This window comes from Bartonella sp. AP4SXKL (assembly GCF_042195845.1).
Classification (GTDB): Bacteria; Pseudomonadota; Alphaproteobacteria; order Rhizobiales; family Rhizobiaceae; genus Bartonella.
In genome coordinates this window covers 34,590-52,074 of the sequence record NZ_JBHIPA010000011.1, presented here as the reverse complement: position 1 = coordinate 52,074, position 17,485 = coordinate 34,590, and the positions used below count along the sequence as shown (strand labels likewise).

General features: G+C 37.8%; 7 protein-coding genes and 2 pseudogenes. 5 read left to right on the top strand and 4 right to left on the bottom strand.

Going from position 1 to position 17,485, the window contains the following annotated elements:
• The first annotated feature begins 879 nt into the window (after positions 1-879).
• The 4 genes and pseudogenes from ACFIMI_RS06865 to ACFIMI_RS06850 all read left to right on the top strand — a co-directional run bounded on the left by ACFIMI_RS06865 (position 880) and on the right by ACFIMI_RS06850 (position 12,428).
• Positions 880-3,654 (top strand): autotransporter outer membrane beta-barrel domain-containing protein, encoded by a 2,775-nt coding sequence (locus ACFIMI_RS06865; RefSeq protein ID WP_375621644.1) that lies wholly within the window; start codon positions 880-882, stop codon positions 3,652-3,654.
• A gap of 445 nt (positions 3,655-4,099) precedes the next feature.
• Entirely contained in the window at positions 4,100-7,510 is a 3,411-nt protein-coding gene (locus ACFIMI_RS06860; protein WP_375692366.1) for an autotransporter outer membrane beta-barrel domain-containing protein, read from the top strand.
• A gap of 695 nt (positions 7,511-8,205) precedes the next feature.
• Positions 8,206-8,932, top strand: a pseudogene (locus ACFIMI_RS06855) (autotransporter outer membrane beta-barrel domain-containing protein); the annotation flags it as partial.
• Positions 8,933-9,104: 172 nt separating this feature from the next.
• A complete protein-coding gene (locus ACFIMI_RS06850; protein ID WP_375692365.1) occupies positions 9,105-12,428 on the top strand; it encodes an autotransporter outer membrane beta-barrel domain-containing protein in 3,324 nt (1,107 codons plus the stop codon).
• A gap of 809 nt (positions 12,429-13,237) precedes the next feature.
• On the opposite strand, the pseudogene ACFIMI_RS06845 reads toward ACFIMI_RS06850, so the two are convergent.
• A pseudogene (locus tag ACFIMI_RS06845) lies at positions 13,238-14,004 on the bottom strand (autotransporter outer membrane beta-barrel domain-containing protein); the annotation flags it as partial.
• A 388-nt stretch (positions 14,005-14,392) separates the two neighbouring features.
• On the opposite strand from ACFIMI_RS06845, the gene ACFIMI_RS06840 reads away from it, so the two are divergent.
• Complete coding sequence (locus ACFIMI_RS06840) at positions 14,393-14,536, top strand: hypothetical protein (RefSeq protein ID WP_375612281.1); 144 nt, start codon at positions 14,393-14,395, stop codon at positions 14,534-14,536.
• Between the two features lies 1 nt (position 14,537).
• Here ACFIMI_RS06840 and ACFIMI_RS06835 read toward each other — a convergent pair whose 3' ends face one another.
• The 3 genes from ACFIMI_RS06835 to ACFIMI_RS06825 are packed head-to-tail and all read right to left on the bottom strand — an operon-like array spanning position 14,538 to position 17,307.
• The gene (locus tag ACFIMI_RS06835) at positions 14,538-15,509 is read right to left on the bottom strand and encodes a WD40 repeat domain-containing protein (protein WP_375613645.1); all 972 of its coding nucleotides are present in this window, start codon (positions 15,507-15,509) and stop codon (positions 14,538-14,540) included.
• A 10-nt stretch (positions 15,510-15,519) separates the two neighbouring features.
• Positions 15,520-16,542: a CobW family GTP-binding protein gene (locus tag ACFIMI_RS06830; protein WP_375612283.1), complete on the bottom strand. Its 1,023-nt coding sequence runs from the start codon at positions 16,540-16,542 to the stop codon at positions 15,520-15,522.
• A 21-nt stretch (positions 16,543-16,563) separates the two neighbouring features.
• Positions 16,564-17,307 (bottom strand): creatininase family protein, encoded by a 744-nt coding sequence (locus tag ACFIMI_RS06825; RefSeq protein WP_375612284.1) that lies wholly within the window; start codon positions 17,305-17,307, stop codon positions 16,564-16,566.
• Between the last annotated feature and the right edge of the window lie 178 nt (positions 17,308-17,485).

The window sequence follows — 17,485 nt, the reverse complement described above, 5'->3', positions numbered from 1 at the left end:
AAAAAGCATTCCTTTGTCTATTATATGTAAAATTGGCAGGTGGATAATCATTTAAGAAAGGAGTCAATATAATTTGGGGAATTATATTAAGAGGAGAGGATTTACAATATTAGAAATTAGCAAAGACAAAGATGCTACTCAGGCACAATGAGGGCTGTATCCGATGAACTTGATATTATATCCGCTGTCGTTGTGAAATGGGGATGGAAAAAATGAGAGATATCTGAGAAAATTGGTGAATGAGAAACATAATGACGTATTGTTTTTTGAAAGTGTGTTTTCTTTAAATGCATAAATAAAAAGATGAAGTCATGTGTCATCTTCACTTTTTAAAATATGGCTCTGAATGTTTTTGAATATTGTAAAGTTGAATTAAAAGGAAAAGGTAAAATCGGAACTGATTTTTACACGTTCCTACTTTTTATTAGACTGTCTTACCATGAAGATTGCCTAAAAGGCATATGTGAACTCTTGTTTCTCAATTTTGGCATATGTTTTGTCTGCTTACAGAGTGTACACTGTTTCAATATAATATTATCGTAAGGATGTTGATTATATCCGTTTTGGCGGTGATTAGACGGCAGTTAAAGTAGGTGTTCTTAATGCATGTCAACTGACTAAGGGTGTTTTTGACTAACAACGTTAAAGGTGATTTTTCTGTCGTTCTTCAGTTATATTTTTGCAAATTCTTTGTAAAAGCGACAGATTTAGATTGTATTTTCGAGTAATTTTTTTATTCCATATTTACATAAAACACAAAAAATATTAATAAACTCACGATATTAAAACCTAAACGTATTAAATATTTTTCTTTTGGTTAAGTTTTTTGATACGTTATGTATAGATCTTAGTAAGAAGAGGGGGGATTATGGTGGAATTATGGTCAATCTATTTAAAAATCGCTTCTCCTTATGTACTTTTACAACGGCACTTCTTTTTTTGACACACAATGTTGGTGTTTTTGCACGCAATGCTGAATCTCAGGTTATCTCTGGAAAAAAGCAGTCTTCATGTGATCAGAATGCAGCATTTTATCAGTGTTCTGATGGTGGAGCGCACGAAATTAATAATAAAGTTTATTCGTTAATGGATAAAAATGTTAATGGTGTTCATGGAGCCATGGAGGCGTCTAAGGAAGGTACAATTATTCGTGGCAAGAATATAACTGTTAAGGGTATTTTGGATGAAAAGAATAACTCGGAAAACAATTTTTGGAAATATGGAGTAAAGGTATCAGAAGAAGCGGGCGTCTTTCTGAGCGATTCCACGTTGAGTGGGGTTTTAGTGGGGGTGGAAGCTCAAGGTGGATTCATCGTAATGTCTGGTGGATCAATTGATGCAATCAAAGTGGGGGCTTTTGCTGGAGGAAAATCTCAAAGTGGTGTTGATTTAACGAATACGCAAATTAGCCTAGGGAGAGTTGGGGTTAAAGCAGAAGAAAAAGGATATCTTATTTTAGAGGGTGTCTCTATTACCGGCAAGGGGAGTACCGGCAAGGATGATCAAGGGCTGGATGCAGGTCGTCAGGCAGCTTTTCATATATCTGAAGATGGTTATGTTCAGTTTATGAAAGGTTCTGTTGATGTTACTGATGCTCATGGGCTTTTATTGCAGGGAGATAAAGCTCCTCAGATTAATATTGGAGATTCCAATATTACAGTGAAAGGTAATGCATTTTATGGTATACACTTTGAAGGTGTGGCAGCATCAGAAGGTTCGTCAGAGGGAAAATCATTGCGCGTTGATTTGAAAAAGACGCGTTTTGTCGTTCCAGATAGTATAGCTGTTTATAGCAGTCAATCTGGAAAATCTAAAATATTTTTAAAGGAAACAAAGCTTTTTGGGGATTTGTTGCTGAAGGCTGATCGTAACTCTTCTATAGAGGTTGTTGCTGATGCTTCTGCACTTGTCGGTCAAACTCAGGTTGATAACAGTTCTAAAGTCGACCTTATCTTGGGAAATAATTCACAGTGGGCTTTATTGCAACCAAGACAGAAAAAATTACAAGATCCTAATTATAGAGGTGTTTCGTTTATTTCATCGGTACACCTTTCTAATAGTTCCATTACTTTTGAAAAACCAAAGTCCAGTACTAATCATGCATATCAAACGCTTTATATTGGAAAAGGAACAGGTATTGTTTATCAGGCTTTTGGTGATGCTTGGATTCATTTGAATGCACGTTTAAATCCTAGTGATACAAGTGATCATCAAGTAACGGATCGGCTTCTCATTCATGGTGACGTTAAGGGAAGAACTATAGTCCATATACAAGGGGTTGCGGGAGGTTTAGAAGAAAAAAACGAAAAAGCGCATAGTGTTTCAATTATTCAAGTTTATGGAGATGCATCGTATGACTCTTTTCAACTGAATGGGCAGTATGTTGCATTAAATGGCGCGCCTTATAAATATGTTCTTCGTTCTTATGGCCCAAGTGTTACTAGAGGGGAGGAGCATGTTAAACAGAGATTTGCTTTGAACGGAGGAGCATTTTGGAATTTTCGTTTAGAAAATGAATATGTTCAAACTGCTGATTATAGAGAAACTCCTATGGTTTCTCAACGTACACCTCCTGCACGTGCTTCTGTTGAGGATATTATTCCCGAATCTTCTGGTGATGTTGTTCCAGCGTCTTCTACAGATAGTCTTTCTGAAATTGAAAATGTTTCTCCGTCTCAACGAGGTGTAAGATCTGTTGTTCCTCAGGTGCCAACTTATCTACTTTTGCCGAATAGTTTGTTCCACGCTGGTTTGATAGATATCAGCAATCAAAACAAGCAGTTGGAGATAGTACGGACTAATCTTAGTGGAATGTTGCAAATTCATGAAAATTCTGCTTCATTTTTGCGTGGCTATGGTGGAAGTTATCGTTATGCCTCAGATTTATCTGCGCTTGAATATGGTTATGGGGGAGATCTAGGGTACTATGCACTAGAGACAGGTGTTTTGCTACAAACTGTTGAAAATGTTGACAGTGTTATATCCTTTGGGGTGATGGGGTCTTATGGAAAGCTTTCTCTACAACCTCGAGATGTTGCACAAAGCCAAAAAAGTACATTTGATAAATGGACTGCTACAGTTTATGGAAGTATGCAGCATGATGTAGGATTCTATGTTGATGGTTTGTTATCTTATGGTCTGTTTAAGGGAGATGTTCTGACAACTGCGCGGGGTAAAACGGCAACATTGAAGGGTAACCCTTTAAGTGTTTCCTTGATGAGTGGTCAGAAAATTGCCACAGGATATGAAGGTGTTGTTTTTGATCCACAGGTTCAGGTTGTTTATCAGCATCTTCAATTTAATGAGGCCCGCGATATTGATAATTTTAATATTGAGATGGATAAACTTGATCAATTGATGGTGCGTATGGGTGGTCGCTTGATAAAGACTCTTACTGCGTCTGAAAAAGATCGTGATGTTTCTTTTTATGGAAAGATTCATTTTGCCCATGATTTTGGAAAAGAAAGGTCTGTGCGCTTTAAAGATTCTTTCCAGTTAGGGGCTTTTGGTTCTTCTCTAGAGGCTGGATTAGGTCTTAATGCTCGCTTGTCTCAAAAATTTGCGCTTCATGGTGATTTGGTTTATCAGCATAAGTTGAGTAAAGGTGGTTTTTCTGGAATCAGTTTTTCTGGTGGATTGCGCTATCGTTTTTAGGATGATCATCTTGAGGTAAGTTGTTTAAAAAACCACAAGCATAGCTTGTGGTTTTTTATTATTTGTTTGCAACTTTTTAAATAAGTTTTTTAAAAAAATGTTTTTTTTGCATGAGCAAGTTTGTTTCTTTTTAGAAACGAGATAAGGCTTTCTGGTTTGCAGTTTTTGCTTCTTATGCTGTTTTTCTTCTTTGAGTTTATTTTTATTAAATTCTCTTGAAATCACTGCTTTGGGGTGGAATTTTTATTTCTATCTATATTTTTACGCGTTTTTATAAATAATACAATTTTAAATTGTGATATTTTGGGATTCTGGCTTTACATAAAACATAGGGCGGATATATAAAATACAAAACGTATTTTAAATTATCACGCGCAACCAAAGTTATTAAACAGAACGCGTGTTTTTTGTTTTTAGAGAAGGGGAAGAAAGTTTGTAGAAAATTATGTTTAAAAATCATCTCTCTTTATATCATTTTACAACGGTTATTTTTTTCTTTGTATACAATACTGATGCAGGTGAGATTTCTTCTGAGAAGAAGCCATATTCATGTAACGAAAGTGCCTCATTTTATCGCTGTAATGATGGTAAAACGCATGAAATTACCAAGAAAACTTATCAACTTACGGGTGAAAGTTCTTATGCTGCCATAGAGGCATCAGGGAAAAATACAGTCATTGAGGGAGAGGCTATAATCATTAACGGTGTTTCGAATGCACATGGACATTCAGAAACAAACGCTTGGACAACAGCTGTAAAGTCCTCAAATGGGGGAGGCGTTGCTCTATTTGATTCCATGTTAAATAACGTGTCGATAGGGGCCGATATTAATGATGAGGGAGCTTTTGAAATGCAGGATGGGGTGATTAAAGCAACCAGAATGGGGATCAGTGTTGCGGGTAAAGGGTCGTTTGTTTCTTTGACCAAGACAGAGATTAAGACATCTTCTGATGCGATAGGTCTTTTGAGTCATAATGGTGCAAAAATTTATATGAAAGGAGGAAAAATTGATTTTGCTGATGGTATTGGTGTTCAAACAGGAGGAGATGGAGAAATTAATTTAGAGGGCGTTTCTATTACTGGGAGGGGGAAACAGGGAACAAATACAGATAATCATCGTGAAGGTTCTGCTTTTAGTATGCTTCAGGGGAAAGGCTCTCTTAATTTCCAGAAGGGAAACGTTAATGTCGACAATGTTCATGGCATTGTAGTGCAGGGGAATAACCATAATGCTGCTCATATAAAATATTCCAATGTTTTTGTGAGAGGGAATGAATTTAATGGTATGCACTTTTTTTGGGAAGCTGTCTTAAATGATAAAAAAACAATTATACCTGGAAAAGGGACTGTCCATGTGACAAAGACAACTTTTATGGCTCCAGAAAGTACGGCTATTTATAGTCGCGAATTCGAAAGTTCTGTTAAACTCTCACAACATTCAAAAATTTCTGGAGATTCACTCCTGAAAGCTGTTGAGCGTTCTAATGTAAAGATTGAGGCTGATGCTTCTACCCTTGTAGGAGGCGCACATGTTGATGAAAGTTCTACAGCTAAGATAGATTTAAAAAATGGTTCAAAGTGGATTTTATCGCGACCAAAATATGACAAATTGCAAAATTCTGATGCTTCTGGTTCTAGGTTAAAAGATTATTCTTCTATTTCATCGGTTAATCTTACGGATAGTTCTCTTGTTTTTGAAGAATTAAAATCTAAAAAAACAAATGGTTATCAGACACTTCTCATTGGAAAAGGATTTGGGACTGTCTATAAAGCGCACGGTGATGTGAATCTTTATCTTAATGCATATTTGGATAAAGGCGGAACTCTGCAAGAGCAAAAAACTGACCGGCTTTTAATCAATGGTGATCTTGAAGGAAAAACAACAGTTCATGTTTATAAGATTCCTGGAAGTCCAGGGGCATTGACGGGAGATGGTGGTAATAATCAGGGGATTTCCATTATTCAGGTTTATGGAAAAGCCATGGAAGATTCTTTTCAGTTAAAGGGGGGGTATGTCACACTTGAAGCCTCCCCCTATCAGTATCATCTTAAGAGTTATGGTCCAGGCTCTGCTTTAGGGGCGGCAGATTCCAATCAAAGAGTGCTTAAAAACTCTGGAACATTTTGGGATTTCCGACTTGAAAGTCAATTTGTTGATTCCACTAAAGTTTTTCCTGTTCTTGATTTGGTTGTCCCCCCTTCTTCTGATGATATTCCTTCTTTTCCTAAAATTCATCCTAATATTACTGGAGGTGAGGATGGTTCTATTGATTCTAACTCTCAGCAAAAGTCTCAGGAGCCAAGTCTTTCTTCTCCTGTAGATTCTCCTGATAGGGATTCCCATCTTACGACCACACCTAATGTATCTGATGTTTTTGTACTTGAGATCCCCAATCCTCTTTCCTCTCTTGCACCTGTTGTTCCCGCTATTGCTGAATCTAATCCAGTTTCTCCACCTGCATCTGGTTCACCTGTTCCGCCGCATGTTTCACCCACTCCTTCTGTTGTTTCCCCAGTTGCATCTGGTTCACCTGTTCCGTCATCTGTTTCATCCACTCCTTCTGTTGTTTCCCCAGTTGCATCTGGTTCACTTGTTCCGCCGCATGTTTCACCCACTCCTTCTGTTGTTTCCCCAGTTGCATCTGGTTCTTCTGTTCCGTCATCTGTTTCATCCATTCCTTCTGTTGTTTCCCCAGTTGCATCTGGTTCACTTGTTCCGCCGCATGTTTCACCCACTCCTTCTGTTGTTTCCCCAGTTGCATCTGGTTCTTCTGTTCCGCCATCTGTTTCACCCACTCCTTTTGTTGTTACTCCACCTGCGTCTGGTTCTTCTGTTCCGGCATCTGTTTTTGAGCCTTCTTCTCATTTTGAGCCAAATGTGAGAGTCGTTGTTCCACAGGTTTTGACTTATATTCTTGTGCCAAATACCTTATTTTATGCTGGATTGATGGATATCAGTAATCAAAGCAAGCAGTTGCAAGCGCTGCGAACTGTTCCTGGTCGGTTGTTGAAAAATGATGAAAATCCCGCTTTGTTTTTGCGCGGTTACGGTGGACATCATCATTATACTTCAAATTTGTCTGCATTTAAATATGGTGATTATGGCGGTGAGCTTGATTATAATGCACTAGAGGCAGGTATTTTACTCAAGAAAATCGAAAGTGCATACAGTACGACATCTTTTGGGATTATGGGAAATTATGGCAAGCTTTCTTTGCAGCCTCGAAAGGTTAAACAAAGTCAAGAAAGTATATTTGATAAATGGACAATCACAGCATATGGAAGCATGCAGCATGATACGGGTCTCTATATGGATGGTCTCTTCTCTTATGGTTTGTTTAATGGAAATGTTCTCACACTTGAGCGAGGTAAAACGGCTGCATTGAGAGGGAAGCCCCTAAGTGTTTCTTTAATTGCTGGTAAAACGTTTATGATAGGCAGCCGATATTTTATTTTTGAACCACAGGTTCAGTTTGTTTATCAAAATCTCCAGTTTCATAAGACTCGTGATATTGATAATTTTAATATTGATATGCGAAGTCCAGATCATTGGGGGATGCGTATTGGTGGGTATTTAACGAAGACACTTACATTTACTAAAGATAAAGATGCACATGTTCTCTCATTCTATGGTAAGCTTCATTTCATTCGTAGTTTTGATGATAAACAATTTGTATATTTTAAAGATGCCTTCCAGCTTGGTTCCTTTGGGACTTCTTTAGAAGCTGGATTTGGTGTTTTTTCGCAATTATCTCCCAAAATTATTTTTCATAGCGATCTGATTTATCAGCATAAATTTACGAGTGACGGCTTTTCCGGAACGCATTTTTCTGGTGGATTAAGTTATCATTTTTAATTGTATTTTTCTTTAATACATCCTTTGTGAAAGACATAAGCACAAAACATGGTTTTGTTGTGTCGTTTTTCTGATTTTTGACTTTACATATAATACAAAACAAATTATATGTAACGGTACATAATAAGAATAATAAGTAGATGAACCAGGTGTGTCTTTTCAGTTTTTTATGAATAAAATAAAGGAAGTTTAGACTAAATTATGATTAAAGTACTAAAACGCCATGTGTGTGTTCTCTTACGACCTCTATTTCTTTCTTCGCGCACAATATAGATGTGAGTGGAGAAGATTATAACCCCTCGTGTAATTCTCTTTTTAAGTCGTATTCGTGTGATACAGTTGATGCTTCTCGTACTTTTGGAAGTCGTAATAAGTTATATATGAGTGGATTGGATAGGAGGACTACAGGTGTTATTTTTACAATACGAACTCATAACATAGTTATTAAGCCGCAAAAAAGTAAAGGGGAAAAAGGCTTTCAGGAACTGATGGAATTTTAGAATTAAAGAGATCTGAGAAGATTACATCAGCAGTGGTTGTGTCAAAAGATAATAAAACTTCTTTTAAAAAGAGTTCTATTACAGGAAATGGCGAAAAGAAAAGTGGTAGAAATGCTACGTTATCTCAATCTGTGTTTGGTGTGAAACAGGGTGGTTCTTTCCTTTGATGAAGGTAAGATTCAGGTTTCTGATGTTCATGGTATAGAGGCAAGTGTCTTGCTCAATGCGATTGAGGATACACATCACACTTTGAGCTTTGGAATAATGGAGAATAATGGAAAAAAACTCTCTACAACCTCAAGATGTTAAAGAAAGCAAAAAAGTACATTTGATAAATGGTCTATTATAGTATATGGCAGCATGCAGCATGATACAGGCTTTTATATAGATGTCCTTTTTTCCTATGGTTTATTTAAAGGGGATGTTCTCACGCAAGCAAGAGGCAAGACAGCAACATTGAAGGAAACACCTTTGAGTGCTTCATTGATTGCGGGCAAGTCATTTATGACAGGGCATAAAGGGGTTATTTTTGATCCGCAGGTTTAGGTTATTTATCAAAATGTGCGGTTTGATAAGGCGTCTGATATTGATGGTTTTGATATTGAGATGGGAAAACTTGATTTATGGGTGATGCGTGTTGGTGGTCTTTAAGAAAGATGCTTGCTGCTTCTGAAGAGGCTCTTGTTGTTTCTTTCAATTGCGAGCTTCAGCTTGCCATTAGTTTTAGAGGAAAACAACGTGTGCGGTTTGGAGATGAATTCCAATAAGGGCTTTTGGCTCTTCTCTAGAAACTGGAATGGGATTGAAGGCTCAGTTGTCTTCAAACTTTGCTTTGCATGGAGATGTAACTTATCAGCATTGCCTTAGAAAAGGTGGTTTTTCAGGGATTATTTTTTCAGGCGGTTTATACTATCGTTTTTAGGTGCCTATGAAATATAGAGTAATTTTTACATAAGTTATAGAGTGTTTTATGAAGTATAAAGTGATTATTTAAGTTTTATACTTGCTATTTTTAGTGTGTTTAACTTAATGTTATGGGGAATGTTTTTTATTTTTAACTAACAGGGGGAGAAAGGCAAATTGGGAATAAAGTTATGGTTAATGTATTAAGCGGGTATAGATTTTTATTTATTACAACGGCTATTGTTTCTTTTTTGCCAATCGTGAGTGTTAATGCGAATCCTAATAATTTAGGAACTTCCTGTAATGTATCAGAGAGTTTTTTTACATATAGCGATAGTAAAAAACATACGATAAGTAATAAAAATTATACTCCTTCTGTCTCTTCTCTAGATGATTTTGTTGCTGTCTTCTCTATAGAAAAAGAGGGAACTGTTTTAAATTTATTAGAGACAAATATTATCTCGCATAGGCCAAAGCAGATGTTTTTATATAGTGCATCTGTAAAAGATGATGGCAAGCTTGTTCTAACCAATTCAAATATTAAGGATATGTCCGGTTTTCGTGTTCAGAATGGGCAAGTTGTGATGAATAGAGGGAAGATTGAAGGTAGTTTGCAAGCTGTATGTGCAGAAGGAAAAAAAACCGATATTGCTTTAGTGAGCGTAAATATTGATATTGTATCAGATAATTTGAATGCAAAAGGGATTGGATTTGTTAGTAGTTCTGATGCATTCATTAGGATGTCAGGCAGTACTATTACTTTTAATGAGATTGGTGCGTTTTCAACACAATTTGGGGGAAAATATCTTATTGATACAACCAATATTCAGGGAAAAGGTAAGAAACACACGATTGTAGTTGATAATGAAAGTGTTGATGAATTTCCAAGAGCTTTTGACATATCACAGGGTGGTAATGTTCAATTACGTGGTGATTTTATTCAGCTCACTGATATGCATGGCTTCTTGATTACGAATTTTGCAGGTTATGCAGATGCTGAAGGTAAATTGGTTCAAGAATACGCTTCATCAAATGAGTTTAAAAAGACAAATATTAAGATTGAAGGTACAGAAATTTCTGTTCAGGGTGAGGGAGTATACGGTCTGTATTTTTATGGATTAGGCCCAGATGTATGGGGTGATATGTTTAAGGTAGGGAGTGAAAAACTTTCAAAAGTAGAAAAAATTGTTTGGGGTGAAGCATCTTTGCATTTGTCACAGACAACTTTTTCAGTTCCCGATGGTATTGCCATTTATAGTACGGGAGATGATATTTATGGAGCTGAAGCTACCATTGAATTAACAGAAAGGACAAAGATCTCTGGTGATTTATTGTTAAAGGCTCAAAATAATTCTTCTCTATTGGTGAAAGCAAAGGATTCTATCCTTACAGGGGGTATTCGTGTTGAGGATGCATCAACTGTTCACTTAGAATTAACAAATGGCTCTGCATGGTATCTCACCAAAAGAAAACATACAGATTTACTGGAATCTCTTCCTGTAGATTCATTACTTTCGTCTATAAGCATTTCTGATAGCACAATTTTTTTTGATAAATTTATATCTCAAGATTATCAAACGCTATATATTGGAAAAGTATATATTGAGAAAGGAAGTAATCTAAATGACATAAATCCAATAGAGGGGATACAATATGATAAAGAAGCCTATAATGCAAAGGGAAATGTGCAGATTAAGATGAGTGCGTTTGTGAATAATGACGGCTCGTTTAATCCTCAAAAAACTGATCGTATTTTGATCTACGGGAATGTTTTGGGAAGTACACTGCTCATGATGGAGAAATTTTCCAAAACCTTAGAAGAAGAAGCTGGCAATAAAGGAAGTCAAAGTATTTCACTTGTTCAAGTTGCTGGGACAGCAGAGGAAAGTTCTTTTAAGTTAGCCAATAGTTATACTACGGTGAATGGATTTCCTTATCAATATAAACTTCGTGTCTATGGTCCAAGTTCTTCTTCTGGAAATGCAGATCCAAAGAATAGATTGGTTGTTGGAGAAGGGGATTTTTGGGATTTTCGTCTCGAAAGTGTTTACATTGGTCCTGAATTAGATTCTTCTGAAACTGCTTCTAAGCCAACGTCTACAGTTTTACCTCCTCAATCTGAAGAAGAGACGGTTCCTTCTAAACGACCAACAGAGACTATTTCACCTGAACAACCCCCTTCTGTTGAGCCTCCACTTATACCATCTACACCTTCTTTGCCTGAAGGATCTGAACCGTCTGAAATATTTATCCCTACGGATTCGACGCTGACTCCTTCTGCACCAGTTCCGTCTGAGCCTCCCTCTGTACCAACAGTTCCGGAGGCTCCTTCTGCTGTGCAACCTATGCCTGCACCGTTTGTTCCAGTTGAAGATTCTACTAATGATGTTCTGCCATCTGAGCCCTCTGCTCCGGAGGACACTTCATCTCTGGATACTGTTTCTCCTCCTTCTGCCCCTGTTGAACCAAAGCCTTCTCAGTCCTCTGATGCTTTGGAACCTTCATCTAATCTCTCTATACCGCTTGATGTTCCGCCTGAGCTAGGTATTAGAGCGGTTGTTCCACAGGTTCCAACTTATCTTCTTTTGCCAAATGCCTTATTTCATGCTGGTTTAGTGGATATGACCACGCAAAATAAGACGTTAGAGACAATGCGGAATGCTTTTCATTCCTTTGGGAAAGATGATAAAAAGACAGCCTTTTTTCTGCGTGCTTATGGGGGGAGCCATCACTATGCTTCCAATTTATCTGCTTTTGAATATGGTTATGGTGCTGAGCTCGATTATAATGCACTTGAAGCAGGTGTTTTGTTAAACGAGATTGAGAGTTTATATGGTCGTACATTCTTTGGAGTTTTGGGGAACTATGGAAATCTTTCTCTACACCCTCAGGATGTTGAACAAAGCAAAAAAAGCGCATTTAATAAATGGTCTGTTACTGCTTATGGAAATTTGCAGCATGATACCGGTTTTTATATGGATGGGGTGGTATCGTATGGTCTTTTTAAGGGAGATGTTTTGACCCTTGCACGGGGCAAGGTTGTGGCGTTAAAGGGTAAACAATTTAGCGGTTCTTTAACGAGTGGTAGAACGTTTGCAACAGGGTATAAAGGTGTTGTTTTTGATCCGCAGATTCAGGTTGTTTATCAGCATCTTCAGTTTAATCAGGCGCGTGATATTGATAATCTTGATGTTGATTTAGGAAAATTTCATCAATGGGTGGGGCGTGTTGGTGGGCGTTTAAGCAAGACGTTAGGTGTTGTGGAAGAGGGACGTGAAGTTTCTTTTTATGGTAAGCTTTCTTATTTGCATAGTTTTGAAGATAAGCAATTCGTTTCTTTTAAAAACGATTTTCAGTTAGGTTCCTTTGGTTCTTCTTTGGAAGCAGGGGTTGGGTTTAATGCCCGTCTCTCATCAAAACTTTCTCTTCGTGGAGATGTCACTTATCAGCATAGATTTAAGAAAATTGGTTTTTCTGGAACGAGTTTCTCTGCTGGATTGCGCCACCTCTTTTGATGAGCTGCAATATGTATTTTTAGTTAAAAGGCAGAAGATTTTCGGCCTTTTAATGTATTAAAATTTATTTTGCTTCATCAATATGGTTATTTTTTGATATAAAAGATTACAATAGATGCTTTCTTTTATGCGATGAGAAATTTTTCTAAAATTTTTGATGTTAAGATATGAGGACAGATTTCATTGTGAATATGAAAAGTTTGAATGCTGAATGCTTTCGGCATAATCTTTCAAAAGAGACGATATAGGTGGTTGTTTTTGTCCATTTCTTTATTCATTTTTATAGATCATAAGTTTAGTCTTTATGAGTTTTATGCATTGTTTTGAATTTTGTTTTAGAACTTTATTCACGTTTATATCATTTAATACGCATATTATTTGTTTCTTTTTTAGGATGTTTACTTAAGAATTTTGGATAGATACTTATTTTTAGAACAAAAAGAGGGAGTTTGAGGTCAAATTATAATAAAAGTAAAGTATGCTTTATCGTGTTGTTATGGTTGTTGTTTTGTAAGTGATAGGTGGCAGAGAAATTTCGATAAGATACAGGATATTATTTTCATTGCGGTCATGCGCGGATATCACCATTCTTTTTTCAGCATTCAATATTTGCGCAGATTTTAGCACTCGAGAATGTTCATAAGAAGTAATTTACCTTTTTTCAAAAGTCCTTCTTTGCATGCCAGCTTCGTTTGTGATGGACAAGGGGTTAATTGATTAAATATAAACAGGTTTGAAATGAAAGAAATTTATAATATTTAGTTTTTATTCAATATGTAAAATGATGAATGAGCATTCTGAATTATTGCATGAAATTTTCCTAAATCAATATCACGCGTCTTATTAAACTGAAGATGCTGATAAATAACCTGAATCTGCGGAGCAAAAACAACACCTTTATACCCTGTTGCAAACGTTCTACCGCTCGTTAAAGAACCGCTAAACTGTTTACCCTTTAACGCCACAACCTTGCCCCGTGAAAGGGTCAAAACATCACCCTTAAAAAGACCATACGATACCACCCCATCTATATAAAAAACCCCTATCATGCTGCAAACTTCCATAGGCAGCAACAGACCATTTATTAAATGCGCTTTTTTTGCTTTGTTCAACATCCTGAGGGTGTAGAGAAAGATTTCCATAGTTCCCCAAAACTCCAAAGAATGTACGACCATATAAACTCTCAATCTCGTTTAACAAAACACCTGCTTCAAGTGCATTATAATCGAGCTCAGCACCATAACCATATTCAAAAGCAGATAAATTGGAAGCATAATGATGACTCCCCCCATAAGCACGCAGAAAAAAGGCTGTCTTTTTATTATCTTTCCCAAAGGAATGAAAAGCATTCCGCATTGTCTCCAACGTCTTATTTTGCGTGATCATATCCACTAAATCAGCATGAAATAAGGCATTTGGCAAAAGAAGATAAGTTGGAACCTGTGGAACAACCGCTCTAATTTGGAGATTAGACGAGGAATCCAAAGGGTCAGAAGACCCAGAAGGCTTTGGTTTAACATGGGAAAGAAGCAGAAGGAATAGAATCCGGAGATGAAGGAGATACCGGAACAGAGGGCGGTAATAGAAGTTCCATGAAATGATTATTAGATAGAATTTTCTAGGCAAGAAACTAAAGTGTGGAAGGCTGCTCGTAGGAAACTTTGCTCTTTGGAGGGGGAAATCAAAAAATTTTTTATTTAGGAAAATAGTGTTGAATTCCCTTCTTCTGATCGTAAGAATAAATCGTTGTTTCAATGATGATATCAGCTATTTTTTGCCGAATTTTTAAGAAAAATGCTTTTGTGGAAGTATGTAGCCTATATAGATGTTTATAGGGAGATGGGGGGCGGTCTTGAGAGTGATGTTTTTATTCTTGTATGGGGGTAGCAATGTTAAAAGGTCAAAAAACATGTTTAAGGTATTTTCTTGTCTAAAGGGGGGAGGAAAGGAAGAGGGAAGATTTAATGATTACGAAGATTTTAGGAGATTTTTGGGGGGAGATTAGGGAGATAGGATTTCTGAGAGCTCTGGAGATGCAAGGGGATAAGATTTCTGGAGGATTGTGTGGGCATTCTTTATCGGCGATGATTGCGCTTTTGGGTGCTTAATTTAATCAGTGATCTTGATTATACCACATTCACCATTTTCGCTACCGAAGGAGAGGTTTTGCCCTGCTTGATCCCAATTAAGTGCTGAGATAGCACTTTTCCCATAACCTTTTAGAAGGACTTCTTTTCCATCATGGAATTGTGCCGCTAAAATCATTCCATCATTGAAGCCTATTGCTACAATTTCTTTGTTTGGGTGGCATGAAACGGTGCTAACAAGTGCATTTGCTCGTGTGCCTAGTTCTAGAGGTGTTTTTCCCATGGGGCCATCTTTTGTATGAAAGGGCCAAACAATTGCGGCAGAGGCACCTGATGTTGCTAGCCATTTTCCTTTTGCACTCCAAGACCAGCTTTTGACTTTGCTTGGGTAGCCACTCATGCGGAGGTGCTGATTATCAGTGAGACGCCAGCCGTGTAAGGCGTTTTCTTGCATGGTGGAAATGACATAGCGGTTGTCTGGTGAAAAGGTGACACCACAATGAGCTCCTTTCCATACCAATGTGGTGGGAGATATTTGCGTTGATAACCAATGAAGAGTGACTCCATTGTAATGGGCAACGGCAAGTCGCAAACCTTTTGGGGCAAAAGCAAGGCCTTCTACACTGCGTTCATGTGTGAGCTTTTGTCGTTCTTTTCCAATATGCGCAAATGCGAGGCGTGAGGAGGAAAAAGCAAAAGCTTTTTGTGGACCAAAAGCAACGTTGTTTATCCATTTGCGTTCTTTTTGGCTTAACACTTCCGTGTGATCTGCTGCGGTTGTTTGACAGACTTTTCCATCTTCTCCACCGGTGATGATCGCGGTATTGTCATGGGAAAAATGGCTTGAAATTATTCCTTGGTGCACTTCAACGATTTGTGGGGTTGGATTAAAAAAAACAATGAGACCTTCTACGGAAACAAAGGCTGGTTTATTGCCTATAAAACCGCAGGAAAGGCAGTAACTTTTGAGATCATAATGGGTAATGTTTGGCATTATCACTCACTTATGCGCAATTTTCAAAACCAGTTTTTAATTTTTCAGCATCAAGAGAGCGTCCTATAAAGACAAGGCGGCTTTCTCGTTTTTCATCTTCACGCCATGGGCGTTGATGTTGTCCTTCAAGAAGCATATGTATCCCTTGAATGACGTAACGATCATCGTCTCCTTGAAAGGCGATAATGCCTTTAAGACGCAAGATATCAGGTCCTTGTTGCTGTGTAACCTGCTGGATCCAAGGGAAAAACTTTTCTGGTTGCAGAGCATCTGTTTTTAAACTTACAGAAGTGATGGTAATATCATGAATGGTGGATGCGTGATGATGGTCATGATCATGATTACAATCGGGACCACATACATGATCTGCGTGATGATGGTCAAGAAAATGGGGATCATTATCTAAAGTGCGTTGGAGATCAAAGGAACTACGATCGAGGAGTTTATCAACAGGGATGTTAACGCGCTCTGTTGCGTAAATTATGGCTCTGGGATTAATGGCCAGAATAAGGGATTCAGCATGGCTGCGTTCTTGTTGGGTGACAAGATCAATCTTATTTAAAAGAATAATATCCGCGAAGGCAATTTGGTCTTCAGCTTCACGACTTGTTTTTAATTGAGAGGGAAAATGCTTTGCATCAACGACCGCTATGACACTGTCGAGAGCTGTTTTTTCATGGATAGTATCATCCATGAAAAAGGTCTGTGCTACGGGAACGGGATCAGCAAGCCCTGTCGTTTCTATAATGATCGCATCAAATCGATGAGAACGTTGCATCAGACTTTCTAGAATGCGAATGAGATCACCACGTACGGTGCAGCAAACACAGCCATTATTCATTTCATAAATTTCTTCGTCTGATTCAATGATCAGGTCATTATCAATACCAATTTCACCAAATTCATTGACAATGACGGCATAACGTTTGCCATGATTTTCACTGAGAATGCGGTTGAGAAGGGTGGTTTTTCCAGCACCAAGATAGCCTGTGAGAACCGTAACGGGAAGTTTTTTGGGGTGTATCGTTTCCATGGAGAGACCTTTTATTGTTCTTTATTGCCATGTGTTTATGTTAAATCGATTGATATCATCAAGTAAATCACGAAGCTGAGACAGAACATGAGAAAAGATTGCTTCACCGGCTTGTGGTGTTGCTTTGCTTGCATTTCCTGCCGCACCTTGCGTATTTAGATCTTTCATTGTCCAACCAAAGGCATGAGGACCATAAGCACGTAAATACCGATAATTGGCAATCATATCCGCTTGTTTATTATGAAAATTTTCTGCCTTTTCCATATGGACTTTTTCTGGTGCTAAATAGAGCATGAGAGAGGTTTCGATAAAGCCTCCATGGATATCAAGATGTTGTTGAGATGGCTCCATGAGACCTTGTGGTAAACCAAAACGGCTCCAGCTTGTTGCTACAGCGAGCATCGAAAGGCGCCTTCGTAATTCGGTGATAACGATGCTCATTAAAGGTGAATTTCCTCCGTGAGCATTGAGAAGAAGAAGACGGTTGATCCCTTTGTGATAACAGTTTTCACCAATCTTTATCCATCGCTTAATCGCATCAGAAAAGGTAAGGGTTTGCGTGCCTGTAACATCCATATGTTCTATAGAATAGCCAATCTTTTCAACCGGTAAAAGTGCGATATGAAACTGCTCTTTTGTTTGTAAAGTGAGGGCTTTTGCAAAAGCTTCAGCAATAATCCAGTCGGTTTCGAAAGGAAGGTGCTCTCCGTGATATTCGTGTGCACCCAAAGGTAAAAGAGCGAGAAAAGGTGGGTTAGATACCATAAATTAATGCCCAAAAGAGAAGTCAAAAGAGACAAAGTGATCAAAGGTGCTGTCACTATTTAATCTATCTATAAGAGAAACGCAAATAGGCGTCTTTTTACATCACATATGGATGCATAAAAATGAGAGCTTTGTTAAAAATAGAGAAGCTTTTATTGAGCAAAGCCAACGCAACTTT